Annotated in this window: 35 protein-coding genes; 20 read left to right on the forward strand and 15 right to left on the reverse strand. The window is 59.9% G+C overall.

Going from position 1 to position 24,400, the window contains the following annotated elements; all coding sequences use genetic code 11:
* Window positions 1–85: 85 nt before the first annotated feature.
* From BLU28_RS15095 to BLU28_RS15110, 4 genes are all read right to left on the reverse strand, one after another.
* Entirely contained in the window at window positions 86–412 is a 327-nt protein-coding gene (locus BLU28_RS15095) for a GCG_CRPN prefix-to-repeats domain-containing protein (RefSeq protein WP_022563936.1), read from the reverse strand.
* A gap of 129 nt (window positions 413–541) precedes the next feature.
* Window positions 542–829, reverse strand: coding sequence for a DUF3175 domain-containing protein (locus tag BLU28_RS15100; protein WP_006700511.1), 288 nt, complete (start codon window positions 827–829; stop codon window positions 542–544).
* A 21-nt stretch (window positions 830–850) separates the two neighbouring features.
* On the reverse strand, window positions 851–1,039 hold the full coding sequence (locus tag BLU28_RS15105) for a hypothetical protein (RefSeq protein ID WP_006700510.1): 189 nt from the start codon (window positions 1,037–1,039) through the stop codon (window positions 851–853).
* A gap of 14 nt (window positions 1,040–1,053) precedes the next feature.
* On the reverse strand, window positions 1,054–1,257 hold the full coding sequence (locus BLU28_RS15110; protein WP_022563935.1) for a hypothetical protein: 204 nt from the start codon (window positions 1,255–1,257) through the stop codon (window positions 1,054–1,056).
* 142 nt (window positions 1,258–1,399) lie between these two features.
* Between BLU28_RS15110 and BLU28_RS15115 the strand changes: the two genes are divergently transcribed.
* Entirely contained in the window at window positions 1,400–1,588 is a 189-nt protein-coding gene (locus BLU28_RS15115) for a hypothetical protein (protein WP_006700508.1), read from the forward strand.
* A 48-nt stretch (window positions 1,589–1,636) separates the two neighbouring features.
* Window positions 1,637–1,876, forward strand: coding sequence for a DUF6894 family protein (locus tag BLU28_RS15120; protein ID WP_022563934.1), 240 nt, complete (start codon window positions 1,637–1,639; stop codon window positions 1,874–1,876).
* Here the strand turns inward: BLU28_RS15120 and BLU28_RS15125 are convergent.
* Both BLU28_RS15125 and BLU28_RS15130 read right to left on the reverse strand, forming a co-directional pair.
* Entirely contained in the window at window positions 1,832–2,605 is a 774-nt protein-coding gene (locus BLU28_RS15125) for a Crp/Fnr family transcriptional regulator (protein ID WP_022563933.1), read from the reverse strand. The two genes, BLU28_RS15120 and BLU28_RS15125, sit on opposite strands and share 45 nt — an antisense overlap.
* Window positions 2,606–2,776: 171 nt before the next feature.
* Window positions 2,777–3,763: an MDR/zinc-dependent alcohol dehydrogenase-like family protein gene (locus BLU28_RS15130; RefSeq protein ID WP_022563932.1), complete on the reverse strand. Its 987-nt coding sequence runs from the start codon at window positions 3,761–3,763 to the stop codon at window positions 2,777–2,779.
* A 214-nt stretch (window positions 3,764–3,977) separates the two neighbouring features.
* On the opposite strand from BLU28_RS15130, the gene BLU28_RS15135 reads away from it, so the two are divergent.
* The 10 genes from BLU28_RS15135 (at window position 3,978) to BLU28_RS15180 (ending at window position 14,436) form a co-directional block, all read left to right on the forward strand.
* Window positions 3,978–5,084 (forward strand): NAD-dependent epimerase/dehydratase family protein, encoded by a 1,107-nt coding sequence (locus BLU28_RS15135; RefSeq protein WP_022563931.1) that lies wholly within the window; start codon window positions 3,978–3,980, stop codon window positions 5,082–5,084.
* The gene (locus tag BLU28_RS15140) at window positions 5,081–7,117 is read left to right on the forward strand and encodes an NAD-dependent epimerase/dehydratase family protein (RefSeq protein ID WP_077987588.1); all 2,037 of its coding nucleotides are present in this window, start codon (window positions 5,081–5,083) and stop codon (window positions 7,115–7,117) included. Before BLU28_RS15135 ends, BLU28_RS15140 begins: the two co-directional genes overlap by 4 nt.
* On the forward strand, window positions 7,114–8,229 hold the full coding sequence (locus BLU28_RS15145; RefSeq protein WP_022563929.1) for a glycosyltransferase: 1,116 nt from the start codon (window positions 7,114–7,116) through the stop codon (window positions 8,227–8,229). The genes BLU28_RS15140 and BLU28_RS15145 overlap by 4 nt, the downstream gene beginning before the upstream one ends.
* A gap of 3 nt (window positions 8,230–8,232) precedes the next feature.
* Window positions 8,233–9,363: a CgeB family protein gene (locus tag BLU28_RS15150; protein ID WP_022563928.1), complete on the forward strand. Its 1,131-nt coding sequence runs from the start codon at window positions 8,233–8,235 to the stop codon at window positions 9,361–9,363.
* Window positions 9,360–10,451 carry a CgeB family protein gene (locus BLU28_RS15155; protein WP_022563927.1) on the forward strand — a complete coding sequence of 364 codons (1,092 nt, stop codon included), beginning with the start codon at window positions 9,360–9,362 and terminating at the stop codon, window positions 10,449–10,451. Before BLU28_RS15150 ends, BLU28_RS15155 begins: the two co-directional genes overlap by 4 nt.
* On the forward strand, window positions 10,448–11,599 hold the full coding sequence (locus tag BLU28_RS15160; RefSeq protein ID WP_022563926.1) for a CgeB family protein: 1,152 nt from the start codon (window positions 10,448–10,450) through the stop codon (window positions 11,597–11,599). The genes BLU28_RS15155 and BLU28_RS15160 overlap by 4 nt, the downstream gene beginning before the upstream one ends.
* Window positions 11,574–12,608 (forward strand): UDP-glucuronic acid decarboxylase family protein, encoded by a 1,035-nt coding sequence (locus tag BLU28_RS15165; RefSeq protein ID WP_022563925.1) that lies wholly within the window; start codon window positions 11,574–11,576, stop codon window positions 12,606–12,608. Before BLU28_RS15160 ends, BLU28_RS15165 begins: the two co-directional genes overlap by 26 nt.
* Window positions 12,609–12,610: 2 nt before the next feature.
* Window positions 12,611–13,345 (forward strand): TIGR04290 family methyltransferase, encoded by a 735-nt coding sequence (locus BLU28_RS15170; protein ID WP_077987606.1) that lies wholly within the window; start codon window positions 12,611–12,613, stop codon window positions 13,343–13,345.
* 4 nt (window positions 13,346–13,349) lie between these two features.
* Window positions 13,350–14,006, forward strand: a complete 657-nt coding sequence (locus BLU28_RS15175; protein ID WP_048902942.1) for a UdgX family uracil-DNA binding protein — start codon at window positions 13,350–13,352, stop codon at window positions 14,004–14,006.
* Between the two features lie 82 nt (window positions 14,007–14,088).
* Window positions 14,089–14,436 (forward strand): hypothetical protein, encoded by a 348-nt coding sequence (locus BLU28_RS15180; protein ID WP_022563922.1) that lies wholly within the window; start codon window positions 14,089–14,091, stop codon window positions 14,434–14,436.
* 71 nt (window positions 14,437–14,507) lie between these two features.
* On the opposite strand, the gene BLU28_RS26345 is transcribed toward BLU28_RS15180, so the two are convergent.
* The 4 genes from BLU28_RS26345 to BLU28_RS15195 form a co-directional block, all read right to left on the reverse strand.
* The gene (locus BLU28_RS26345) at window positions 14,508–14,654 is read right to left on the reverse strand and encodes a hypothetical protein (RefSeq protein WP_004444478.1); all 147 of its coding nucleotides are present in this window, start codon (window positions 14,652–14,654) and stop codon (window positions 14,508–14,510) included.
* Between the two features lie 24 nt (window positions 14,655–14,678).
* Window positions 14,679–14,903, reverse strand: coding sequence for a hypothetical protein (locus tag BLU28_RS15185; protein WP_006700497.1), 225 nt, complete (start codon window positions 14,901–14,903; stop codon window positions 14,679–14,681).
* Window positions 14,904–14,931: 28 nt separating this feature from the next.
* On the reverse strand, window positions 14,932–15,312 hold the full coding sequence (locus BLU28_RS15190; RefSeq protein ID WP_139190403.1) for a DUF982 domain-containing protein: 381 nt from the start codon (window positions 15,310–15,312) through the stop codon (window positions 14,932–14,934).
* Window positions 15,313–15,402: 90 nt separating this feature from the next.
* The gene (locus BLU28_RS15195; RefSeq protein ID WP_004444481.1) at window positions 15,403–15,903 is read right to left on the reverse strand and encodes a YciE/YciF ferroxidase family protein; all 501 of its coding nucleotides are present in this window, start codon (window positions 15,901–15,903) and stop codon (window positions 15,403–15,405) included.
* Between the two features lie 243 nt (window positions 15,904–16,146).
* Here BLU28_RS15195 and BLU28_RS15200 point away from each other — a divergent pair, with 243 nt between their 5' ends.
* From BLU28_RS15200 to glgA, 6 genes are all read left to right on the forward strand, one after another.
* Window positions 16,147–16,506, forward strand: coding sequence for a hypothetical protein (locus tag BLU28_RS15200; RefSeq protein ID WP_022563920.1), 360 nt, complete (start codon window positions 16,147–16,149; stop codon window positions 16,504–16,506).
* A gap of 14 nt (window positions 16,507–16,520) precedes the next feature.
* Window positions 16,521–17,282 carry a Crp/Fnr family transcriptional regulator gene (locus tag BLU28_RS15205; RefSeq protein ID WP_022563919.1) on the forward strand — a complete coding sequence of 254 codons (762 nt, stop codon included), beginning with the start codon at window positions 16,521–16,523 and terminating at the stop codon, window positions 17,280–17,282.
* Between the two features lie 115 nt (window positions 17,283–17,397).
* Window positions 17,398–17,634: a hypothetical protein gene (locus BLU28_RS15210; RefSeq protein WP_022563918.1), complete on the forward strand. Its 237-nt coding sequence runs from the start codon at window positions 17,398–17,400 to the stop codon at window positions 17,632–17,634.
* Between the two features lie 110 nt (window positions 17,635–17,744).
* Window positions 17,745–18,359, forward strand: coding sequence for a cysteine hydrolase family protein (locus BLU28_RS15215; protein WP_022563917.1), 615 nt, complete (start codon window positions 17,745–17,747; stop codon window positions 18,357–18,359).
* Window positions 18,360–18,480: 121 nt separating this feature from the next.
* The gene (locus BLU28_RS15220) at window positions 18,481–18,663 is read left to right on the forward strand and encodes a hypothetical protein (RefSeq protein WP_004444486.1); all 183 of its coding nucleotides are present in this window, start codon (window positions 18,481–18,483) and stop codon (window positions 18,661–18,663) included.
* Window positions 18,664–18,825: 162 nt separating this feature from the next.
* Window positions 18,826–20,340 (forward strand): glycogen synthase GlgA, encoded by a 1,515-nt coding sequence (gene glgA / locus BLU28_RS15225; RefSeq protein WP_022563916.1) that lies wholly within the window; start codon window positions 18,826–18,828, stop codon window positions 20,338–20,340.
* Window positions 20,341–20,364: 24 nt separating this feature from the next.
* Here glgA and BLU28_RS15230 read toward each other — a convergent pair whose 3' ends face one another.
* Complete coding sequence (locus BLU28_RS15230; RefSeq protein WP_022563915.1) at window positions 20,365–20,577, reverse strand: hypothetical protein; 213 nt, start codon at window positions 20,575–20,577, stop codon at window positions 20,365–20,367.
* Between the two features lie 196 nt (window positions 20,578–20,773).
* Between BLU28_RS15230 and BLU28_RS26605 the strand changes: the two genes are divergently transcribed.
* Together BLU28_RS26605 and BLU28_RS15235 are read left to right on the forward strand one after the other, a co-directional pair.
* Window positions 20,774–21,325 carry an alpha-amylase family protein gene (locus tag BLU28_RS26605; RefSeq protein ID WP_234794417.1) on the forward strand — a complete coding sequence of 184 codons (552 nt, stop codon included), beginning with the start codon at window positions 20,774–20,776 and terminating at the stop codon, window positions 21,323–21,325.
* Entirely contained in the window at window positions 21,217–22,563 is a 1,347-nt protein-coding gene (locus BLU28_RS15235) for a DUF3459 domain-containing protein (protein WP_234794418.1), read from the forward strand. The genes BLU28_RS26605 and BLU28_RS15235 overlap by 109 nt, the downstream gene beginning before the upstream one ends.
* Before the next feature lie 2 nt (window positions 22,564–22,565).
* Here the strand turns inward: BLU28_RS15235 and BLU28_RS15240 are convergent, their stop codons facing one another.
* The 4 genes from BLU28_RS15240 to BLU28_RS15255 all read right to left on the reverse strand — a co-directional run bounded on the left by BLU28_RS15240 (window position 22,566) and on the right by BLU28_RS15255 (window position 24,310).
* Entirely contained in the window at window positions 22,566–23,090 is a 525-nt protein-coding gene (locus BLU28_RS15240) for a sigma-70 family RNA polymerase sigma factor (RefSeq protein WP_022563912.1), read from the reverse strand.
* Between the two features lie 95 nt (window positions 23,091–23,185).
* A complete protein-coding gene (locus tag BLU28_RS15245; RefSeq protein WP_022563911.1) occupies window positions 23,186–23,881 on the reverse strand; it encodes a class I SAM-dependent methyltransferase in 696 nt (231 codons plus the stop codon).
* A gap of 11 nt (window positions 23,882–23,892) precedes the next feature.
* Window positions 23,893–24,150 (reverse strand): hypothetical protein, encoded by a 258-nt coding sequence (locus BLU28_RS15250; RefSeq protein WP_048902941.1) that lies wholly within the window; start codon window positions 24,148–24,150, stop codon window positions 23,893–23,895.
* The gene (locus BLU28_RS15255; RefSeq protein WP_022563909.1) at window positions 24,119–24,310 is read right to left on the reverse strand and encodes a hypothetical protein; all 192 of its coding nucleotides are present in this window, start codon (window positions 24,308–24,310) and stop codon (window positions 24,119–24,121) included. Before BLU28_RS15255 ends, BLU28_RS15250 begins: the two co-directional genes overlap by 32 nt.
* Between the last annotated feature and the right edge of the window lie 90 nt (window positions 24,311–24,400).

Raw genomic sequence — 24,400 nt, forward strand, 5'->3', positions numbered from 1 at the left:
GCGGATATCCCCGGTCAGAAACCCCGGGGCCATTTCGCAAAGAAGGAAAAGCAAAAAGGCCCTCCGGATGGAGGGCCTAGTCTGCTCAGTAGCGGTAATAATCGCGACGGTCTCGCCAGTCACGATACTCCCGCCGGTCACGCCACTCGCGCCATTCGCGCCGTGCCTGACGTTCGCGCCATTCGCGGCGACCCTCCCAGCGATCGCGCCGGTCCCAGCCACGCTCGTAGCGCGGTCCGTTCGGGCGGCAATAGCCGCGGGGTGTCAGATGAAAGCCGCGGCCGCAGGCATAGTCCACATTCTGAATGTGGGATGCCGAAGGTGCGGATGGTTGACCGACGGGCATGGCGTTCGCGCCAGTGCCCAAAAGGGCGCCGAGAATTACTCCAGCGGTTAAAATCATCTTACGCATCGCATCTCCCTCCTTATGGGATAGAGCGATTTAGCGCCCCGCCGGGTGAACTGTGGCTGAATGAATCTGGGTGTTTTCGTGGCAATTCGGCGGCAGCACCGACTGATGAATTCCCGGAAAACCGCCCTATTATGACTTGCCGAATTCCTTTCTCAGCTTGTCCTTTGCCTCCTCCAGAACCTCTTTACGCTCCTTCGGAAGTTTGCCACCTGCCCGATTGATATAGAAAACCAGCATCGACATTGCCGAGCGGAACGGATTGGCCTTGCGCCGTGTCGAGTGTTCCGCCGAGGCTTTCAGCGACCGGGCAATGCCGGTGGGATCCTTTTTCGTGAAAACATCCTTCTCGAGATCAAGCGCATCGCTTTCGCTGGTTACCTTCTGCGACCACTTCTTTTTCTTCTTGCCCTTTTTCATCGGTCTTCTCCCGAACCGGCGTCATTTTCGCTCCGGATCATGCGTGTGGTGGCTGTCGCGCTCGCCGCCACCACCCGAGACCTTGCTTTGGGAGCGCCTGTCGCTGTCTGCGGGCGGCTTCTTGATGTCCAGCGGCGCCTTGGCGTTTTCATGGGACGCGCCGGGGCCGCCCTGGCGGATGCTTGCCGGTGTCTTTGTCGAGGTCGACATCGTTTCCTCCTGTCCTATTGGTCGTCCTTGGTCTTCATCGCGTCGGAGACGCGTTTTTTCCTTGGATCGCGCAGATTTTCGCCCACGGCGTCCCTGTCACGTTCTGGATCGTCCTTGGGCTTCAGGTAGCCGCGCGGCCTGTTTTCTTCCGGCCCCTCCCAGCGCGGTGATTGGTCGGTGGTGCCCGGCGCACCGTCGCTTGGCGAGTTATTACCCATTTTTGCCTCCTGAGTCGTTTCGCTGATCCCGAACCACTCAGCCCGGGCAATGTTCCCGGCCCGGCGACCGGGGCGAATTTTTCGAAACCATTCCGCCGGGTCGAAGTTAGGCGGTTTTGACACAAACTGGTGGAGCACGATGATGACGGACAAACCCCATGAGCCCGATCGCATCTCCCGGATCGCGTATGAGCAACAGCAGGACTTTCTGAGGCGGTCGTCGCTGCAGTTCCTCGAATGCGCAATCCATCTCTGTGCGACGAACATGAGCATCTCCGAGCTTGCCGGGCGGCTGGAAAAGCAGGCGCAAATTTTGCGGGAATTCGGTTAGCGGCGGGCGAAAACCCGCCGGAAGCCGTCAGGTTCTGGGGACACTTCAATGCCAAGGTTTTTCTTCAGCATCGTCAGTGGCCAGCATATTCTCGATGATGACGAGGGAAGTGATCTCGCCTCGCTCGATCAGGCCATAGAGGAAGCCCGCAAGGACGCGCGCGAACTGATGAGCGAGGCGATCCTTCAGGGACACGACATCTCCGAAGGATGCGTCGTCATTCGCGATTCGGCCCGCGAGCTCCTAAAAGTGGTTCCCTTCGCCGATGCCCTCGACAGGAAGCCCTGAGGGAACGGGAATCTCTGCCCGCCATTGCGCCATCAGGCTCTCATATTCCTTTTCGGGGACACCATAGGTGACCCCTGCTATCTCCTCGAGCACCTTGCGATCGATGATTCGCACATTGCCGCGTGTTGCCCTGATGGCCCGCATGCCCTCGAGGATATGCAGCTCATTGGTGATTCCCGGCCGTCGCACCCCCAATACACTCGACATGAACTCATGCGTAATGGGCAGATCATCGGTGTCGAGCCGGTCGTGGCACATCAGCAGCCAGCGGGACAGCCTTTCACGCAGGGCATATTGTCCGTTTGCGAGGACAAGCTGACCCACCTGAAGCAGACAGATATTGATATATCCCAGCAACAGGTCGCGAAGGCGTGCGTCCCGTTCCATCTCGTGCCTGAGATCGGCTGCAGCGATGACGAATCCCTCGCCCGCGACGCCCATCGTCGTCTCGTCGGGCGTTGTCCGCGCGCCGAGCAGAACAGGCCATCCGGTCATGCCCTCGCGGCCGACAAGCATGTTCTCCATGCTTTTGCCGCCTTCCGTCCGGGCCACGGACGAAGCAATACCGCTCTCAATGAAACAGACGCGCGAGATGGGCGTGTTGGCGCCGACCAGTTGATAGCCCACGGGCAGATTGATCATCTCCATCCGGGCGACCAGCCGCGAAAAGCCCACTTCACCCAACGCCCTCAGCAATCGGTTGCGCGCAAAAATACTCGATCCAGGCATAACCGTTACCCGCTTCCCCCTCGCTCGACGACACCAAACGGGCGGCAACTTAGCAGCTTGAAATTGCAAGGAAATACCATGTACGTTTCCGTACCCTTGCACCTTTGCTGCCTTGCGATCGAACCGGGCAGAACCAGAAATCCCATCAATGCCGGCGACCTTACGGTTCGCTTATGGGTAGGTTATCAGCGCTTTGAGAAAACCCTCGGGTCGATCCCTGGTATCGTTCAGCGCCCGGTCCAGATCATTCAGAGTATACCGGTGAGTATACAATGTCGACGGATCGAGCTCGCCCGCGGCAACCGCTGCCACGGCCTTCCTCATTCCGGTGATATAGATGGCCGGATCTCGTTCATGCGCATTGATGACATCAAGCCCGCGCCAGTTCCACAATTGCATATTGATCTGGCGCGGCCCGTCCTGGTGATAGCCGGCGATGATCAGCCGGCCGCGTTCGGCCGTCAGTTCGCCTGCGAGATCAAGCGGCCACTGTTTGCCCACCGCTTCGATGACACGATCGCAGAAGCGCCCGTCAGTCAACTGCCTGACACATTCAATGATGCGCCAGTGATCATCCATCTCGACAAGCTCAGTCGCGCCCATCCGGTGCGCTACTTCAAGCGAAAAAGGCCGCCGCGATATGGCAATGACCCGTGCCCCGCGGCGGGCGGCAAGCTGCGTCAACAACGCGCCGATGAAGCCGATACCGATGATGGCGACCGTCTGCCCTGCCTCAATCCCGCTGCGTTCGAAAATGTTCATGGCGCAGCCGAGGGGCTCGCCCGGAAATGGATGACGATCCAGCTGGGACGGCAGGCGCACCACGAGGCCGGCATCGGCAATATCATGGCTGGCATAGGCGTGGTAACTCAACGCCGCGACCCTGTCGCCGACCTTGAGATCGTCGACACCCGTACCCACCCGGTCAATCACCCCCCAGCCCTCATGGCCGAGACCGCCTGGCTCCGTCGGAAACTGCATCCATTCGGGACCGGACCAGGGTGTCAGATTGGAAGCGCAGACGCCGCATCCTTCCAGCCTTATCCGAACCTGATGCGGTCCCGGCGCGGCAAGGGGATGGGCTTCGACGTGCAGCGTTCCAGGGCCAGTGACGACGGCAGCCTGCATGGTGCTGCTACGGTTATCGACGAGATTCATCACAACGCTCCTTGTCCTGATTACGGCAGGCATGCCCGTCGGAAGCAAAACAACGGGCTCGGAGGTGCCGAACAACAGTGCACGGCTTTGGTTCCGGAAGAAGTCATTGATGAAGTAGAAGACAACATTGAAGTCATTCAAGAAGGAACTTTTGCAACGGTCTGCGGTTGGGCCCCCCAATTCGCTCCCCGACGACCGGGCAAAGGATATTCAGATGGCGACAATTCTCGTAACAGGCGGCGGCGGTTTCATCGGCCGGCATGTAGCGGCGGAACTGGCCGATCACGGTCACAGCGTTCGCATTCTCGACGCGTTCATCGACCAGGTCCACGGCAGCGGAGGCCCAGCGCCGGGAAATATCACCGACATCGTCAAGGCCGACATACGTGACAAGAACGCCGTCATTGCCGCGCTGGATGGCGTGGATGCCGTGGTGCATCTTGCGGCCGAAGTGGGTGTCGGCCAGTCCATGTACGAGATCGCCCGTTATGTCGGCAGCAATGATCTCGGCACGGCCATTCTTCTTGAAGCCATGATCGAACGTCCCGTCCGCAGGATCGTTGTGGCCTCCTCGATGAGCGTTTACGGCGAAGGGCTGTACCGCGACCGCCAAGGCGCGATCCTGGGCCACGTGCGCCGGCGCGCCGATCTGGTCAAGCGCCATATATGGGATCCCGCCGATGCCCATGGCGCCAGCCTGACGCCAGTCGCCACGGACGAGGAAAAGCCCGTCGATCTGGCCTCGATCTATGCCCTGACCAAATATTCGCAGGAGCAGCAGGTGCTGATATTCGGTCGTGCCTACGGGGTTGAAGCGGTGGCCTTGCGTCTTTTCAACGTTTTCGGAGCGGGCCAGGCGCTTTCCAACCCCTATACCGGTGTACTGGCGAATTTTGCAGCACGCCTTTCCAACGGCCAGCGCCCGATCATCTTCGAGGACGGCGAGCAGCGCCGCGATTTCGTTCACGTGCAGGATGTTGCCCGCGCCTTCCGTCTCGCGCTGGAGAAACCCGCAGCACCCGGCCACGTCTTCAACGTCGGCAGCGGTCAAGCCTACACGATCGCCGAGGTGGCCGCCCTTCTGGCGCAGGCGATGGATTGCCCCGACCTCACGCCGGAAATTACGCTCCAGGCCCGGGCCGGGGATATCCGCAACTGCTTCGCGGACATTTCCAAAGCGCAGGAGCTTCTGGGCTTCACGCCCCGCCATCGTCTGGAAACCTCCCTTGGCCCATTCGCCGCCTGGGTGCGCAGCACAGGTGGACAGGACCGCGGCGCCCAGATGCAGCAGGAACTGCTTGCAAGAGGGCTGGTGTCATGACGGAGCGCGTCAGCAGCCTGCCGGTTCCGCCGCGGAAATTCGGTTTCGTGGAATGGTTTCGCCCTGGCGAATATGAGAGGGCGAAAACCGCCCTGCCGGATATCTGCGCCAGCGGCGCCAGCTATCTACGCACCCATCTCTCCTGGGCGGAGTATCTGGCTCCCGGTGGCGAGGAATGGTTCGACTGGCTCATCCCCCATCTCGCCGGCCAGATAGAAATTCTGCCCTGCATCCACTACACCCCGCCCTCGATGTCGCGCACCGGGCGCTCGTCCGGCGCGCCCGTGGAACTGAAATCCTATGCCGATTTTGTCGACCACATCCTTACCCGTTACGGGCGGCATTTCACCCATATCGAATTGTGGAACGAACCGAACAACCTGCTCGACTGGGACTGGCGGGAAGACAGCGACTTCATGCTGTTTTGCGAAATGGTGGGCGGTGCGGCTTATTGGGCGAGACAGCGGGGCTTCAAGCCCGTCCTTGGCGGCCCCTGCCCGTTCGATCCGTTCTGGCTGAACCTCATGGGGGAACGCGGCGTTCTTGGCGTCGTGGACGCCGTGGGTTTTCACGGTTTTCCCGGGACATGGGACAGCGAACAGGGTGCGTGGGGCGGTTGGGACATGCATCTCGGCGAAATGCGCAAGGTTCTCGACCGCTACAATCCCGGTGCGGAAATCTGGATCACGGAAACCGGTTATTCGACCTGGCGCAAAGACGAAATCGAGCAGGCAAGGCGCTTCATGGTGGCGCTCAACGTCGACGCCGACCGGATGTACTGGTATGCTTGGCAGGATGTGCCGCCCGACGTCGCGGTACAGGAGGGCCTCTGGTTTGACCCCAGACACTACCATCTCGGCGCCGTCACTCATGACAATCAGCCCAAACTCCTGGCGCGCCTGCTGACCGAAGGTGGCATTGACCGGCTGGCGGACGTAACGCGGCTCGCGACGCCGCGTCTTGCCACCCATGCGGCACCCATCGTCATTACCGGCGGCAGCGGTTTCATCGGGTCCAACCTGGCGGACAGTTTCCTCAGGGATGGCGAGGATGTCGTCATTCTCGACAATCTTCAACGCCCGGGCGTCGATCAGAACCTCGCATGGCTGATGGAGCGGCATCGCGACAGGGTTCATCCGGTTCTTGCCGATGTCCGCGATTTCAATGGTATCGACGCGGTGTTTACCGATGCAAAAGCGGTCTTTCATCTGGCCGCCCAGACGGCGGTAACGACCAGCCTCGCCCATCCGCCGGACGATTTCGAAACGAACGGGCGCGGCACGCTCAATGTGCTGGAGGCGGTGCGCAGGGCAGGTCGCAGGGCTGGCGTCATCTTCGCCAGCACCAACAAGGTCTATGGCGCTCTCGACGATCTTGACATGATCGAGGCCGGCGACCGCTATCTTCCAGCTGATGAGGATATACGCGCCGTTGGAATAGACGAGGACCGTCCGCTGGCCTTCTGCACGCCTTATGGCTGTTCGAAGGGCGTGGCGGATCAGTATGTGCTGGATTACGCCCACTCCTTCGGCATTCCCACCAGCGTGCTTCGCATGAGCTGCATTTATGGCCCGCGCCAGTTCGGTACCGAGGATCAGGGCTGGGTTGCGCATTTTCTGCTTCGGCTGCTGGCGAACGAACCGGTATCAATCTATGGCGACGGCAGGCAGGTCCGCGATGTCCTTCATGTCAAGGACGCGGTCGCGGCCTATCGTGCGGCGCTTCTGAACATCGCGACCGTGACAGGTGAAGCCTTCAATCTTGGAGGTGGTCCGCTCAACGCCGTCAGCGTCTTGGAAGTGATCCGGGAAATCGAGGCTGTGATCGGACGCGAGGCCGACATTCATTTCGGCGACTGGCGCGCCGGCGATCAGCTGTTTTTCGTCGCAGACACCCGAAAACTACAACGGATGCTGGGATGGCAAGCCAGCACACCCTGGCGTTCCGGGCTTCGCGATCTCGCGGCATGGCTGATCGAAAGCCGGTTTCGTGACATGGCCTCGCCAGTCGATGCCGGCAGGAGGCGCGCATGATACCGCCGGCGATTAACAGGCGGATCCGGACCATTCTCGTTACCGTCGACGCGGTCGGAGGCGTCTGGCGTTACGCGCTCGATCTCGCGGCCGGGCTTGAGGACGAGGATATAAAAATTATCCTGACCGGTTTTGGGCCACCTCCAACGGCCGAACAGATCCTCGAGATACCCCGGAATTGCCGGCTCCTCTGGCTGGATGCGCCGCTCGACTGGATGGCGAACGACCCGGCACAACTCTCCGCCATACCGGCCATGATCGAAGAGGTCGTCCGACTGCACGACGTCGATCTGCTGCACCTCAACCTGCCGTCGCAGGCCGCCGGGCTTGCTGTCGCAAAGCCGGTGGTGGTGGTGTCGCATTCCTGCATACCGACGTGGTTTTCCGCCGTGCGTGGAACAAAGCCGCCACCCGACTGGGCGTGGCATGAGGAACTGGGCCGCCGGGGCCTCAACCAGGCCGATCTCGTTCTGGTTCCGAGCCGGAGCCATGCAGAAAACGTGAGGGCGGTCTATGGGCCGTTACCCTCTCTTCAGGTCGTCCACAATGCGAGCGACGACGTACCGCAAACCGGGGACAAAGGCGATATCGTGGTGGCAGCGGGACGCTGGTGGGACGAGGGGAAGAACGGTGCGGTTCTCGTCCAGGCAGCGAGGGATACACTCTGGCCCATTTTTATGGCCGGTTCGACGAGCGGTCCGAACGGCCAGCATCTGGATATCGCCAATGCCCGCCCGGTCGGGGAATGTGCACATTCCGAGATCCTGAAGCTGATGCGCGAAGCCGCGGTATTCGTCTCGCCCTCCATTTATGAACCTTTCGGCCTTGCCGCGCTCGAAGCCGCAAAAAGCGGCTGCGCGCTAGTTCTGGCGGACATCCCGACATACCGCGAATTATGGGGTGGCGCCGCACTCTTTGCTTCGCCACGCGATCCATCCGCGTTCGCCGCCGCCCTGAACCGTCTTGCGGGCGATGAAGCTCTACGGGAGAGGCTGGCGACGCAGGCGCTGCTGCGCTCCGGGACCTTCACCCGCAAGGCGCAGTGCGACGCCATGCTCGATCACTATCGCGCGGCGGCACGTTCGCCCCGCCTCCTCACAGCTGCGGAGTAGACCATGAAGTTCGTCTTTTATACGCACTCTCTGATCTCGGACTGGAACCACGGCAATGCGCATTTCCTGCGGGGGATCATGCGCGATCTCTTGCGGCGCGGACATGTCGCCATCGCGCTCGAGCCCGCCGGATCGTGGAGCCGTAAAAATCTGGAGGCCGATCAGGGCAGCGCCGCTATCGCCGCCTTTCACGATACCTTTCCCGATCTGCGGTCCGTCATCTATGACGAGGATTTCGATCACGAGACGGCGGTTGATGATGCCGATGTCGTCATCGTGCATGAATGGACGGAACCGGCAACGATTGCGCATCTCGGCCGCCTGCGGCAGTCGGGCGCGACCTTCACACTCCTGTTTCACGACACGCATCACCGCGCAGTCTCGACCGACGGTGACATTGCTGGCCTTGATCTTTCTGCCTTTGACGGTGTTCTTGTTTTCGGTGAGACATTACGCCAGCGCTATCTGGACGCCGGCTGGGGACGCAACGTCTTCACATGGCATGAGGCCGCTGACGACACTATCTTCAGGCCACAGCCATCGGCAGAGAAGACTGGCGATCTGATCTGGATCGGGAACTGGGGCGATGACGAACGGACGGCCGAAATCGGTGAATATCTCGTCCGCCCGGCGGCGGAACTCGGCCTCAAGACGACGGTGCGCGGGGTTCGTTACCCGCAAGATGCGCTGGATGCTCTGAAACGGGCGGGGATCGCCTATGGAGGATGGATCGCCAACGCTTCCGTGCCCGGCGCCTTTGCGCAGAACAGGGTGACCGTTCACATTCCACGCCGGCCCTACGTCGAGCATCTGCCCGGCATTCCGACCATTCGCATGTTCGAAGCCCTCGCCTGCGGCATTCCTCTCATTTCGGCCCCCTGGGACGATTGCGAAGGGCTATTCCGTGCGGGCGAGGATTATCTCTCCGTCAGTTCCGGGGAGGCGATGGCGCGACAGCTTCGCAGCGTCCTTGCCGATCATGAGCTGGCCGGACATCTCGTCAGCTCCGGTCTCGAAACCATACGCACCCGGCATACATGCCGCCACCGCGTTGACGAGCTTTTCGAAATCCTCAGGGCCTGCGGTCCTGCACGCGTCGATGACGCATTGTCCGCACGGGAGGCAGCACAATGAAGATCGCCTTTTACGGATCGAGCCTCCTCTCCGCCTACTGGAACGGCGCCGCCACCTACTATCGCGGATTGCTGAAGGCCCTGGCGACAAGAGGTTACGATATCACCTTCTATGAGCCCGACATATTCGACCGGCAGAAGAACCGCGATATCGACCCGCCGGACTGGTGCAGGGTCGTTGTTTATGAAGGAACCGTCAGCGCGCTGCGGCAGGCTGCAAGCCGCGCGGCGGAGGCCGACATCGTCGTCAAGGCAAGCGGCGTCGGGTTTGAGGATGATCTGTTGATGGCCGAGGTGCTGGATCACGCCCGCGAGAATGCGCTGACGATTTTCTGGGATGTCGACGCCCCGGCCACGCTTGCCGAACTGCGGACCTCCCCGGACCACCCGTTGCGCCATGCACTGGCCCGGACGGATCTTGTGCTGACTTATGGCGGCGGCGAGCCGGTGATCGACGCCTATCGGTCGCTCGGCGCCAGAGACTGTATCCCCGTCTATAATGCACTCGATCCCGAAACCCATCACCCCGTTCCACTCGACCCGCGCTTCGCGGCCTCTCTGGGATTTCTGGGAAACCGCCTTCCGGATCGTGAGGAAAGGGTCGAGACATTCTTCCTCGAGCCGGCCGCACGTCTCGATAAAGAAACCTTCCTGCTCGGCGGATCGGGCTGGCAAGGAAAGGCGATGTCCCCGAACATCCGCTATGTCGGACATGTTTCCACCCGCGACCACAATGCCTTCAACGCGACGCCCAAAGCGGTCCTGAACGTCTCGCGCGCTTCGATGGCCCAGAACGGGTTCTCGCCCGCCACCCGTGTCTTCGAGGCCGCGGGGGCTGCCGCCTGTATCATCACCGACCATTGGGACGGTATCGACCTTTTTCTGAAACCCGAGGAGGAAATCCTGATCGCACGCGACGGCAAGGATGTCATCGATATCCTGTTGGCGCTCACCCCTGCAAGGGCGGCCGCCATCGGCGAGCGCGCCTCGACAAGAGTGCGACACGAACATACCTATGAACATCGCGCCGAGGACGTGGACCGATTGTTTCGCGCCCGCAGTGCCATGAGCGTGGAGGCGGCGGAATGATAAAACCGCTCGACATCGTCTTCCTGGGCCTCAGCCTTTCGTCATCATGGGGCAACGGCCATGCCACAACCTTCCGCTCGCTCATTCGCGGTCTCGCCGCGGCTGGCCACCGGGTGCTCTTTCTGGAGCGCGACACGCCGTGGTATGCGACAAAACGCGATTTGCCCGCTCCCGATTTCTGCGAGCTCGTCTATTACGATGACCCGATCGCCGTGACGCAGGAGTATGCGCAGCGGCTGCGGGAGGCGGATGCTGTCATCGTCGGATCCTATGTGCCGGATGGGGTCGGCGTCATCGACGCCGTCAAGGCGCTCGGACCGAAACGGCTCTGCTTCTATGATATCGATACGCCGGTAACTCTTGAGAAACTCAACAGGAACGACGAAGAATATCTCGCCCGAAGGCAGATCCCCCTGTTCGACATCTATTTTTCCTTCACCGGCGGCGACACGTTGCATCGCCTTGAACGGCAATATGGCGCGCAGCGCGCGGAAGCGCTCTACTGCTCTGTCGATGCGGCCCGTTACCGGAAATCTGGCGACGAAACCCGGTGGGATCTCGGTTACCTCGGCACCTATAGCCGGGATCGCCAGCCGAAACTTGAAGCGCTGCTGATCGAACCGGCACGCCGGTTGCCCCACATGCGGTTCGTTGTCGCCGGCCCGCAATATCCCGGCAACATCGACTGGCCGGAAAATGTCGAGCGCATCGAACATCTGCCGCCTGAAAAACATTCGGCATTTTATAGCTGCCAGCGTTTCACGCTGAACATCACGCGCGCCGATATGGTTGCGGCCGGCTGGTCGCCGAGCGTCCGTCTTTTCGAGGCCGCTGCATGCGGCACGCCGATCATTAGCGACTTCTGGCCGGGCCTCGCAGACCTTCTGCCCGAAAATGAAGCCGTTCTCATTGCCCGCAACACGGAACAGGTGGTGCATGCACTAACTTCCGTAGGGGCAGAACGCAGACAAGCCATGGCGGCTCACGCCCAGCGACGGATTCTCAAGCACCACACCGGCGAAACAAGGGCCGCCGAACTGACATCATATCTCACCGGAATACCGGCGAGGGTTCCGGAAACGGCGAAACACCCCTTCAGGCTCCAGAACAGGGAGAGCGAGTATGCCGCAGCGAAATCAAGGTACTAGAACGGTTGTTGTCGCAGGTGGCGGCGGCTTTGTGGGTTCGCATCTCTGTGACGCGCTGCTTGCACGCGGCGACAGGGTCATCTGCGTCGACAGCTTCCTGACCGGTTCGAGGTCGAATGTCCGCCCGCTTGTCAATCATCCACGTTTCCGGCTTATCGAATCCGACATATGCGAATTGCGGGACATCGATGAACCGGTTCAGCAGATCTATAATCTCGCCTGTGCGGCGTCCCCGCCGCAATATCAGGCCGATCCCGTTCATACGATGATGACCTGCGTTTCAGGCACCGGCAATCTTCTTGCTCTCGCGCAACACCATGGCGCCTCCTTCCTCCAGGCTTCCACGAGCGAAGTCTATGGCGACCCGGACGAACATCCGCAGCGCGAAGACTACCGCGGCAATGTGAGCTGCACGGGCCCCCGTGCCTGTTACGACGAAGGAAAACGCGCGGCGGAAGCGCTGTGCTTCGATCTTTTGCGTGCGGGCAAGGTCGACGCACGCATCGCCCGGATATTCAACACCTATGGGCCGCGCATGCGACCGGATGACGGGCGTATCGTGTCCAATCTGCTCGTGCAGGCGATTGCGGGCGAGCCGCTGACAATCTACGGGACGGGCGAGCAGACACGTTCTTTCTGTTATGTGAGCGATCTCGTCACGGGTTTGATCGCACTCATGGATGTCGACCCCAATCCGGGCGTTCCCGTCAATCTTGGCAATCCCGGCGAATTCACGATCAGACAGCTGGCCGACCTCGTTCTTCTGACAGTTCCCACGCGGTCGGTACTGGTACACCGTCCCCTCCCGACTGACGACCCGCGACGGCGGCGGCCGGATATTTCCCGCGCCCGGGAACTGCTTCGCTGGGCGCCGCAAGTGCCGCTCACCGAGGGCCTTCGCCACACAGCGGACTGGTTCGCCTTCGCCCTGGCTGGCGGAAACTCCAAGGCAGGAGCGCCCCCGGCAGGCAGCGGAGCAATCGCCGCCGGCGCGGTGCTGGGACCATGACCATGCGCCGGAAACTGGAAAAGCAGATCGAGGATCTCGGGCCCTGGTTCCAGAACATGGCGATCGCAGGCGTGGAAACAGCGCCAGACCACTTTCTCGGCAACTACCCGGCATTTAAGTGGGAGGGGTTTCGCCACATCATTCCAGAAGATCTCGGCGGTCGCAGCGTTCTCGATATCGGATGTAATGCCGGGTTTTACAGCGTGGAAATGAAACGTCGCAATGCCGGGCGTGTCGTCGGCATCGATGCCGACCCGCACTATCTCGCCCAGGCCCGCTTTGTCGCCGAGCAATCCGGACTCGACATAGAGTTCCGGCAATTGTCGGTTTATGACGTGGCCAGGCTTGAAGAGCGTTTTGACCTCGTGATCTTCATGGGCGTGTTTTACCATCTGCGGCATCCGCTTCTGGCGCTCGATCTCATCCACGAACATGTCGCAGCCGATATGATGCTCTTCCAGTCGCTTCAGCGGGGTGACGGGAGAATACCCGACCTCGAAGAAGATTACCCGTTTTCCGAATGGGCCATGTTCGAGGACCCCGCCTATCCCAAACTGTTTTTCGTGGAGGAACGGTATGCGGCTGATCCGACGAACTGGTTCATACCCAACAGGGCCGCGGTGGAGGCAATGCTTCGCAGCGCCGGCTTCATCATAGAGCGACATCCGGAACGGGAGGTTTATCTATGCCGGCGCGGGGCACGCCACTATGCGGCAGAGCCGCCGCCGGGAGAATAGACCCGTGCCGACCGCGGCCCGCAAGAACCGCCCCCCACCGGCCTTTCAGCCCGATCATGCCGAAGCGCCTTCACTCGCTGCATTGCACAGACAGGCCGAAGGCTGCGAACGTTGCGATCTTTACAGGAATGCGACCCAGCTGGTTTTTGGCGAGGGCAGAAACGATGCGAGTGTCGTGCTTGTCGGCGAACAGCCCGGCAATGACGAAGACCTGAAGGGCCATCCATTTGTCGGCCCCGCGGGCCGGCTGCTAGACGCATGCCTGCAGGAAGCAGACGTCGATCGCTCGCAATGTTATGTCACCAATGCCGTCAAGCATTTCAAGTTTGAACAAAGAGGCAAACGGCGGCTCCATGCGCGCCCCAACAGCGGGGAAGTGCAGCGCTGCGCCTGGTGGCTGGGAGCGGAACTGCGGTTACTCAAACCAGAGCTGATCGTCGCCATGGGCGCGACGGCTTTTTATTCGCTCACCGGCCGTACCAGCGGAGTCACCACGGAGCGGGGGCATTTCTCCACCACCCCTGGCGGAACACGCCTTCTCGTGACCATTCACCCTTCCTACCTGCTGCGCCTTCGCGACCGCGACGAGGCGCGACTACAACGGCAGGCCTTCGTCGCCGATCTGCGCAAGATAAGGAAATTTCTGGCGGCGGCAGAATAAGCGGTCTGCTGCCAGTAATCATTTCCAGCCGCGGGAACAAGCTTCTTCAAGCGTGGTTAGGCACTGCCGAAAGGGAGGATTGATGGCAATGAAGAAGAAGATCGAATGTGAGATCATGGCACATGAAAATGGCTGGGCCGTTCTGGTCGGCAATGTCATGGAGGCTGTTTATCCAAGCCGTTATCTCGCGGTAACATCGGCGAAGACGCGGCACATGGACTTCATCCTTGTGGACGAAGCCATGCCACTGCGTCACTCGACGACGGACGTCATGGCGACCGACCGGGCGGTATCGCGCCGAAACGGTGAAGCGTTCCGGCTGACAGTCGCCGCGCCTTACCAGGTGGACATTCCCTTGAAACGCAGGCGGGGGGAAATAAACACGCCGGTCTCGATTGAAGGCCGGGACCTGGTCACTGGAAAATTTTGAGGGATACGGTATGGATGCCGTCCGGAAAAGATGCCGGACGGGATCGCTCCATCTATCCGCTAGGCGCCGGTTCAGCCGGCCAGCAGCCAGACGAGAAAGCCGCCGATAAGGATGAAGACCAGGATGACGCCAAGCAATCGCGCCAGCCCCTCATTGGTATTGGTGTCTGCGCCGACAATCGTCCAATAGATCGATTTTTCGTCTGTCCGTTCGCTCATCTGCCTCTCCTCGCGGGATACTTGTCAGGATGCGCGGCCAGGATGCGTACCGACAAGGAAAGATAATGCAATCACGATAGCCAGTGCGAAGATGACCAAAGCATAGATCATCATCCTCTTCCATGTTCGCTTCCGTCCGCGAAAGGCACCGTCATCGACGCCGACGGGCGAATATTTGGAATCGAACTCCTCACTGACAGGGCGATTGAGGTCCTCTTCCGGTTTTATGCGGTCGCGTGGCTCGGCCATCTTGTCCTCGTGCTTTCTGTTCCGGGTCTCAGCGGCGGGGCGCGGCCGCCAAACTCCCTTTGCCGCCGGCTTTCGCCCCCGGAAAGAGCGGCAGCTGAGTATTTTCGATACCTGACGATGGGCCAAGCGGAATACCGGCCTCAAGACATGCTGCAATCAAATGCTCCCTCGCAACCGCCGAAGAGCCATTTCTCAACATGGCCAGGCGGCAACTCCTCAAAGCCCGAGCGTAATGGACGCCTGCCTTTTCAGGCCATTCCTCCTCCAGCAAACGAACCGCCTCATCCACGCCAGAAACGTTGAAGCAGCGGCCGCCCAGAGAAATTTCAAGCGGATATGCGCCGAGCAGCGGAATTGTCGTCATCTTTTTCTCCATCGCCGTGGCGTTTGCCACGCGGTCGTGGACCATGCAGGGTTCGGGCGCGGAAACAGCCCGCGCCGTCACTTACGGGTCGACTTTCGCATCCGAAATGCGGAAGACGGATCCAGCGCTATTCCGTCAGGCAGCTTTCTGGCTTTTCGGGTTGGCTACCGTCGCGGCGAGTTTCGTCAGTTTTTTGTCGGTTGCGCCTTCTTCGTCGAGGTTTGCCTGAAGCAGCGGAACGCCTTCATCGATGCCCAGCTGGCCCGCCCACGCCACCAGAGTGCCATAACGGGCAATCTCGTAATGTTCGACGGCCTGCGCGGAGGCAATCAGGCCCGCGTCGAGCGCCGGCGAATCCTTGAAGGATTCGATGATTTCCTCGGCTTCCGCAATAATGCCCTGAATGGCCTCGCACGTCTTGCCGCGCGCATTCTTGCCGATGATTTCGAACACGCGCTCCAGACGCTCGATCTGGCCTTGCGTCTCATCCCGGTGCTGCAGGAAACCCTGTTTCGCCTCTTCGAGCTGCGCGGCGCGCGCCATTTTCGGCAAGGCCTTGAGTATCTGTTTTTCCGCATAATAGATGTCCTTCAGGCCATCCAGAAACAGATCGTCGAGCGTTTTTTGACTAGCCATTTACGTCTCCTTGAGTGAACGACGCCCCGAACCCCGAGTGCCCAGAATTGTTCCGCTCTGGCTGAAAAGACCTGAAAAAAGCGCATCCGGACGTGCCGCGTTCATCGCCGGTGCATGTTCAGAACTACACAGTAGTGCCGTCTCGCATATATTTGATGAAATCGGATGAACCGACTACGGTTAGTTAGACATTATAGTATTGAATAGAGATACGCATTGCCGGTGGCGTGCGAGGAGCAAGGCATGCAGACTATCAAGCGTCTCCCTATAATGGTCATCGGCGCGGCCGACACAGTCACACCGGAAATAGCAAAAGCCTGGTCCCGAGCGCAGGTCGGCCTGATAGGTCCCTACCCGGCCGACGTTATGGAAAATGACGATACGCTGCTGTTTTCCGCCGCCATCATCGATGTCCGCTACGAGGCGGAGATCATGCTTCGTCTGACCGATCAGCTTGAAGAGAAGGCCGTTCCCTACCTGTTTTTCGTGCCCCGACCGGTCTTCGAGAGCGAACCGGGACCTTTTGTGCTCTCCGCACGTTCAGAGGACATAGACAACATTGTCTCCGCCTTGATGGCGCAGGGAGGGGGCATAAGACACTAGCGAGGCAAAGTGTTATGCTGGAGCGGAGCAACGGGCGGGAAGAAACGGGTTTCCTCCTTTCCCTTCTTGATGCGGAAATCCGGAGCGAGGTGCTGAAGGCGTCGACATCGTTGACACTTTCGCTTGGCGACAAACTTTTCTCAGCCGGTCAGCGCATCGATCGCGTGCTTTTTCTCGCCTCGGGCATAGCATCCATCGTTGTAGTTTCCAGATCAGGACGGAAAACCGAGAGCGGCATCGTCGGACATGAAGGTTTCATACCCACCGGTGCACTCGCCGGCGCGGAGGAGAACTTAACCGAGATCGTCGTTCAGGCGCCGGGCAAGGCGGTGGCTATGGACATGGAGGTTTTCCGCAGCCTGATGGCGAAACATCAAATATTCTCGGACATCGTGATCTGCGCCTCGCACGTCGCGAGGACGCAGGTGGAATGCACGGCCGCCGCCAACGCCACAGGCACGGTCAGCCAGCGCCTGGCGCGTTGGCTCCTGATGTGTCACGACCGCGTGCGTGGCGACCAGCTACAGTTGACCCACGATTTTCTCTCGCTAATGCTGGCGGTGAGGCGCCCGAGCGTGACGGATGCCCTGCACGTCCTCGAAAGCGAACGCCTGATCCGCGCCGAGAGAGCGAAAATCACCATAAGGGACCGGCAAGCGCTGGAAACATATGCGCAGGAATATTACGGGCTGGCAGAGGAGGAAAGTGCGCGGGTATTCGCGCGCTTTCATGCGCAGATATCCGAAGTGGCCGGAAGACATAATCTCGCATTATAGGCAGATCGGCGCCTTCGGTACGGTCACGACCATTTACCTCCACTCTTTTCCGTATAAGATAGACATGTGATCCCTTTTTTCGGCCTCGCAAAACGCAGCCGCCAAGGAGGTGAAATTGTCCGCCTATCGCGCCTATCAGAGTTCGGGTATCTTCCTGAATGACGATATCAATACGGTCAAGTCGGCTTATGATAGCGTCCTGGCCGGAGAGCACGATCCCAGCCTTTGCTTGGAGGACGTCGCCCGTTACGTCCTCAAAATGTATAATCGCGGCATTGTCGATCCCGGCAAACTCCACGAAATGTCGGCGCTTTATTTCAGAATGAGGCGCACCGGCCAACGCCGGGCGTAGGCCCTTGGGTCGTCGATGCGGCCGGGCTAAGGCGGCCGTGCGGGCGGAACTTTCGGCGGACCGGATTGTTAGCTGACCGTAGCTGACCCACAAATCATTCGGACATTCCCATGAATTCTGAAGAGGGCCTCTTTCCCCGGTGGTGTCATCTTTGCATCGACATGCAGCGCATGTTTGCGGAAGAGACGCCATGGCACGTGGACTGGATGCCGCGCATCATCGACAATGTCGGGCGGGTGGTTGAGAACTCGCCGCACACGACCGTTTTCACCCGCTTCATCCCACCGCCGGATGCCGACGCCGCCTCGGGGCGGTGGGGGCGTTATTATGAGAAATGGTGGATGATGACCGGCGAGTATCTTCGCCCCGAAATGACCGATATCGTCCGCGAGTTCGCGGGCTACGTTCCACCTGCGGAAGAATTCCTGAAAACCACCTATTCCCCCTGGACGGATGGTCGCCTGCACCGAAAACTCGTAGGCCAAGGGGTCGGCACGCTTGTCATATCCGGTGGGGAAACGGATGTCTGCGTGCTCGCAACCGTGCTGGGGGCGGTGGATCTGGGGTATCGCATCTTCCTTCTTGAGGACGCCGTCTGCAGCGCGCGCGATGCAACGCATGATGCCTCGCTGACGGTATTGAGGGGCCGTTTCGCGGCACAATTGACCCTCGTCAGCACGCAGGACTGGCTTCAGGCCAAAGAGGAATTCCTGCGCAGCGATTAACCCCGAAAACGCCGCGCGGAAAATTAGCGACCGCGACGAAACGGACGGGAACAATCGCTCGGAAGCAGGGTTCGAGTCGTTCGATCGAAACGATCAGCACCAGATGCGAACGAGGTTCAAAATGACCAGAAAAACGCTCCCCATTCCGAAAGACAACCAAACGGACAAGGGCCCGGGCGACAATGAGCGCCTCAATGCGGAGGAAGCCTCTTCTGCGAAGGAGAAGAACGCCTCCACCCGCACGGGACGACAGGCCAACATAAAAATCAACACCACCCATCAGGGACATCAGCAGGATCGATAGCGTTCCTCGGCGCCAAGGCAGAATTGCGGATCGGCCGTCCTTCTGAGCGCCGCCGCCTGCCCCCCGTGATGCGGCACACCACTAAAGCGGCGAGAGGCTTTGCAAACAATAAAAGCCCCGCGTCTCCTCACGATGACAGATCGACGAAATGCGGAGGCATTCATGCACATTCTTGCCGTCACGGCCGAGATGTTCCCTTTCATCAAAACCGGCGGGCTGGCCGATACGACGGGAGCATTGCCGGACGCGCTTGCCAAACTCGGTGCGGAGGTGCGCACGCTGCTGCCGCTCTATCGCAAACTGCGTCCCCTCATCCGCGGGCATCAGCCCTGCTTTTCCGGGAGCGTGCTGGGACAGGACGTTAAGGTATATTCGCTCGTTGCCGACCAGAAGAATTTGGTGCTGCTCGATGCGCCCCATCTCTTTGACCGGGATGGGCATCCCTACGGCGAAAAGGACCATCCGTTTCCGGACAACGACCTCCGGTTCGCCGTCCTGTCCAAGACCGCGGCGGACATTGCCCTTGGATCAATGCCCGGTTGGAGGCCGGATATCGTCCACGTTCACGACTGGCACGCCGCCTTGACCTGTGTCTATCTCGCCGACGCGGCGCCGGGCGAGGTGCCGACCGTCCTGACCATTCACAACCTCTCATTTCAGGGTCAATATCCTTTTTCGCGCGCAAGGGTTCTGGGGCTTCCGGACGAGCTCTGCACGGTGGAATGCCTCGAATATTACGGCGACATCTCTTTTCTGAAGGGCGGCCTGACGACCGCATCGGCCGTTACCACGGTCAGTCCAACCTATGCGCGCGAAATCCTGACACCGGAAGCCGGCATGGGCATGCATGGCGTGTTCGGCACGCGAAGCGAAAGTGTGCGCGGCATCGTCAACGGCGTCGATCAGGATGTCTGGAATCCCGCGACCGATCCCTTCATTCTCGCGAATTTCATGTCGGCGACCGTGGCAAGGCGGAGCCTGAACAAATATGCGCTGCTTCAGGCTCTGGGCCTTGCCCACACACAGGGTCCGGTATTTGGTGTGGTGAGCCGCCTCACCTGGCAAAAGGGCGTTGATCTCTTGCTCGATGTTGTTCCCCTCATCATCGCGCGGAAAGGCAGGCTCATCGTTCACGGAGAAGGAGACGGGCAACTGGAAGATGGCCTGCGTGACCTGTCAAAAAGATATCCGGAAATGGTCTGTGCCCATATCGGTTATGACGAACGTCTGGCCCACATGATCCATGCGGGGTCGGATTTCATCATCCAGCCTTCGCGCTTCGAACCATGCGGCCTGACCCAGCTTTACGCATTGCGATATGGCGCCCTGCCCATCGTCAGCCGCACCGGAGGTTTGGCCGAGACGATCATCGACGCCAACGACGCCGCCATAGATGCGGGGGTTGCTACCGGCTTTCAGTTCGAACCGGCAAATATCGACGACCTGCGGGCGGCGCTGGAGCGCGCCATCGCTGCGTTCAACAACAGGGAACTCTTCAAGCGCCTCCAGGCCCAGGCCATGCGTGCCAACTTTTCCTGGGAAAAGAGTGCGGCGCAATATCTGGCGCTTTTTGAAGGGCTCGTCAGCAAAGAGCCTCAGGAGTCACTTTCGTTTCCCGACATATTGCCGGACGCATTTGCGAGAATGCGTATCGAGCGGCGGCAGGCCAGACAATAAGGCAAACGCCGACTTTACCGCGTATCAGAGGAGCCGGTCCTGTTTCCAGCGGACATAGGGAGCGAGCGACTGGCCAGGAAACCGGTTTTCGATCTCCGTGGCTGTCAAATCCACCAGTGCTTCCACTTCCTCCAGCCCCTCCTTCTCGCTCTTCGCTTCGAGTTCGCGCATCTTGTGGAATAATTCGTCGTCCGTTGCCACGCGGAGAAAGTCGGCAAGGTCGGTTTCCTTTGTCATGTCACCGTCTCTTTCTGTCTTCAGGTCAGCGATCGGGCGGCAAGCTATGCCCGCCGAGCCGTCGTTTTGGCTGTTCAACGGCGAACGACGGCCAAACCCGTTTGTTCCTTTCATCAGCATATTCCCGGTGCGGAGGCAGGAACCGACCGACGGCGATCCGGTTAGGACCAAACGAGGCTGACTCGAGGTTCCGTGAATGTTCAACGCAATGAAATATCGCAAATGGGGCGTGCAATTCGATGCTGCAGGAGATGCGCGCTTTCGCATCTGGGCGCCCGGTTCTGATGCGCCGAGGCTCGTTATAAACGGCGCGGAATACGAAATGCGGTCTGAGGAGAACGGCTGGTACGAAGCCGTTGCAGCGAATGTGAGTAGCGGCGCCACCTATCACTTTGTTCTGCCGGACGGGCATGAAATTCCCGATCCGGCCTCACATTGGCAGGAAGGCGGCCTGGACGGCCCGTCAACCGTCATCGATCACGACTTTGCGTGGCAGCATGAGAACTGGAACGGTAGGCCGTGGCACGAGGCTATGATCTACGAGGTTCACATCGGCACGTTCACGGAAGAAGGGACGTTCCGGGCGGCCGAAAAGAAGCTGGAACGACTGGCTGAACTCGGCATCACCGTCATTGAGGTATGCCGCTCGCGAGTTTTCAGGGAGATCGCGGCTGGGGCTACGACGGCGTTCTGCAATTTGCGCCGCAGCGGGATTATGGATCGCCGGACGACCTCAAAGCCTTCATAGACGCGGCCCATGGCCTGGGGATGATGGTTTTGCTGGATGTGGTCTACAATCATCTCGGGCCGGAGGGGAACTTCCTTCAAACTTATGCGCCCGACTTTTTTCAGAAAAACGAAACACCCTGGGGCCCTGCTCCCGATTTCAACAGCGTGGATGTGCGATCATATTTCCTGCAAAACGCCCTTTACTGGCTTCAGACCTACCGTTTTGACGGGTTGCGGATCGATGCCGCCGATCATCTGGCCGGCGGCGGCGGCGAGGTGGATTTCCTGACAGAGCTTGCCCAGACGATCAGGCACAAGGTGACGGGCAGGCATGTGTATCTTGTCATAGAGGATGCAAGAAACACGGCAAAGCCGATGACGCCCGAAGAAGATGTTCCGCCGCTGGTAGACGCCCAGTGGAACGACGACTTTCATCACGTCGTCCACGTCATGACGACCGGCGAAGATGGCGGTCTTTATCGGGATTTCGTTTCGAACCCGGAGAGCCTGCTTCGTCGGTCGCTTGCGACCGGTTTCGTTTATCAGGGCGATCCGCGCCCTTCCCGGGACTTTGCGAGGAGCGGCGAACGCAGCGATCATCTCTCCCCGCAAACCTTCGTGAACTTTCTCCACAATCACGATCAGGCCGGAAACCGGCTTTGCGGCGAAAGACTGCGTGCCCTGCTCGAACCAGCTCTTTTCGATGTACTAGAGTGCATTCTCCTGCTCTCCCCACAAACGCCGCTGATGTTCATGGGTGACGACCACGCATCGACGCAGCCTTTCTACTTCTTTTCCGACCACCCGCAACACGATCGGGAAGCCGCGATAAAAGGGCGGTTGCGGCAGGCTGAAATGTTTCAGGGAGCTCTTCCCGAGAACGCGCGCGATCTCGTCCAGGACCCCAATGACGTGCGCACGCGGCTCCTTTCTACCTTGAACTGGCGTCAAGCCGATGAGGAAGATGGGAGACGGGCAAGCGAGATCCTTGCAGGATTGCTCGCAAAGCGCCGGCAGCATGTCTGGCCCCTGCTCGCTTCGGAATTCGGAGGCGGGACGGCACTCGGTTCTCCTGCGCGAACGCTTGCCATAGACTGGGCGTTTGCGGCCGGCCGGTTGCAACTCAGGGCCAATTTATCCGATGCTCCGGCGGATCTGCCACCGGTGGAAGGGGAAATCTTCCACCGGCTTGGCGACATCAACGGGCAGACGGGGAAATCCTGCAGCTACAGTGTGCTGTTTGCAGTGGCCCGATGATGTCAGGCGAGAGTGCGCCGCAGGGACTCGCGGGCGCGGTTGACGCGGCTCTTAATGGTGCCCACCCTGCAGCCGCAGATGGAGGCTGCATCGGCGTAGCTCGTTCCTCCGGCGACGAGCAGCAGCGCCTTCTTCTGATCCGCATCCAGATCGCGGATCGCGCGCATGACTTCATCATGCTCCATCCGCCATTCCTGACTGGCGGGGACCGACATCGTTTGCTCTATTCCCGCCGGCAGCCCGACGCATTCGCGCCTTCCAACCTTGTATCGGGTACAGAAGGTGTTCCGCAAAATAGTGAACAGCCATGATTTCAGGGCTGTTCCGGGGGTGAAGCGGTGCAGGGAACGAAGCCCCCGCATCATGGTTTCCTGAACGAGATCGTTGACATCTTCGTCATTTCTGACGAAACGACGCGCAAACGCCGTCAGCGCTGGCGCTAGATCGGCAATTTCGATGCGCAAGGTCTCAAGTTGCGCTTCGCTTAGTGCGGGGCCGGACTCTTCATTTATAGCGTGTTTGGCCATGGTCCTTCCTTTCACATAGAAGGGAAATGGCCCATCTGCCGCTTGGTTGCCGTACGCCAACGTACAATGCGTATTTTTCGGCGGTGCCAGAGATCCTAGTGACCCGAAGGTGACGCGGCCTTCTCAGACGTCTCCGGCGAGGAGCGGGAAAGACGCAGCAGACGAAAATACCCGGTTGGGGGGATCGTCCTGTTTTCCGCCAGATGGAATGACGGGTTGCGGCGCAGCCAGTCCTCGATCCCGTCCAGACGAAATGCCGAACTGAGCCCGATGTTATGGGCCACCGGCGAGACCATTTGTTCTATGCGGCGAACTGCGCCGCTGCTGTCGGTGATCTTGCTGACGATGACGATCTCGCCACGCGGCTTCAGCACTCGGGCGCATTCGGAAAGCAGCCGGCCGGTATCGGGAATAAGCGTGATGACGAAGGGCAGCGAAATCACGTCGAAGGACGCATCCGGAAACGTGGTTTCGCAGGCATCCATCACATGCAGTGCTTTCACATGCGGCAGCGAACCGCCTGCCACTTTTGTTTTGGCCTTCCGAAGCATGTCCGCTGAAATGTCGATCCCGGTCACGTTGCTGGCCGGAGGATAAAGCGGAAGGACCAGCCCCGTGCCGACGCCGATTTCGAGAATGTCGCGACCGGCACCACCCACACATCTGGCCAACTCCATCTGCGCCCGCTTGAGAAAGAAGCCGTAGACACGGTCATAAACCGGGGCCCAGAACCGATATGCCTTTTGCTGCTGTGCCCGGTTCGGGATGCTCGATACCGTTTCGTCGCTCACTCGCCTCTCCCTCAGCGTGAAATGAACTTGTTGAAGCGGCTCTCGCCGCCCGACGTTCTGTCCTGATAAAGGAATGCCAGCTTCCTGTCCTCGAAGATTTCAAAAAACTCGTCCCATGATATGGCCTTCAGCGCATCCTCCGGCTCACCGAAATCGATCCTGAGGATCCCTCCATCGCCCGAGACGTCCACTTTGGCAGGGTGGCCATCGCGCTGCTCCGCCCATTTCCGTATCGTGTCATGATCGGTGGTTGTTGCCGATTCCGTCATCGTTGTTCTCCTTGTCTTCGTCGCGTCCATAGCGCGAGCGCCTTTCGCGTTCGGCGTTTTCTGTCGCCTTTTCACGGTCTTTGCGGCTTTCATCGCTTTCAGTCGAGCGTGCGTCATCGGTGCCGGGTTCGGGCCTGACATCGTCCTGTGATCGGGTCATCGCGGAAGCCCCTTTTTTTAAAACATCCTGCAGCGCAGACCCTGCGGTCCGCTCTCTCCTTCTAACCCCGGGAGCAAAAAGCGGTTCCGC

The sequence above is a fragment of the Agrobacterium pusense genome, from assembly GCF_900102105.1.
Classification (GTDB): domain Bacteria; phylum Pseudomonadota; class Alphaproteobacteria; order Rhizobiales; family Rhizobiaceae; genus Agrobacterium; species Agrobacterium pusense.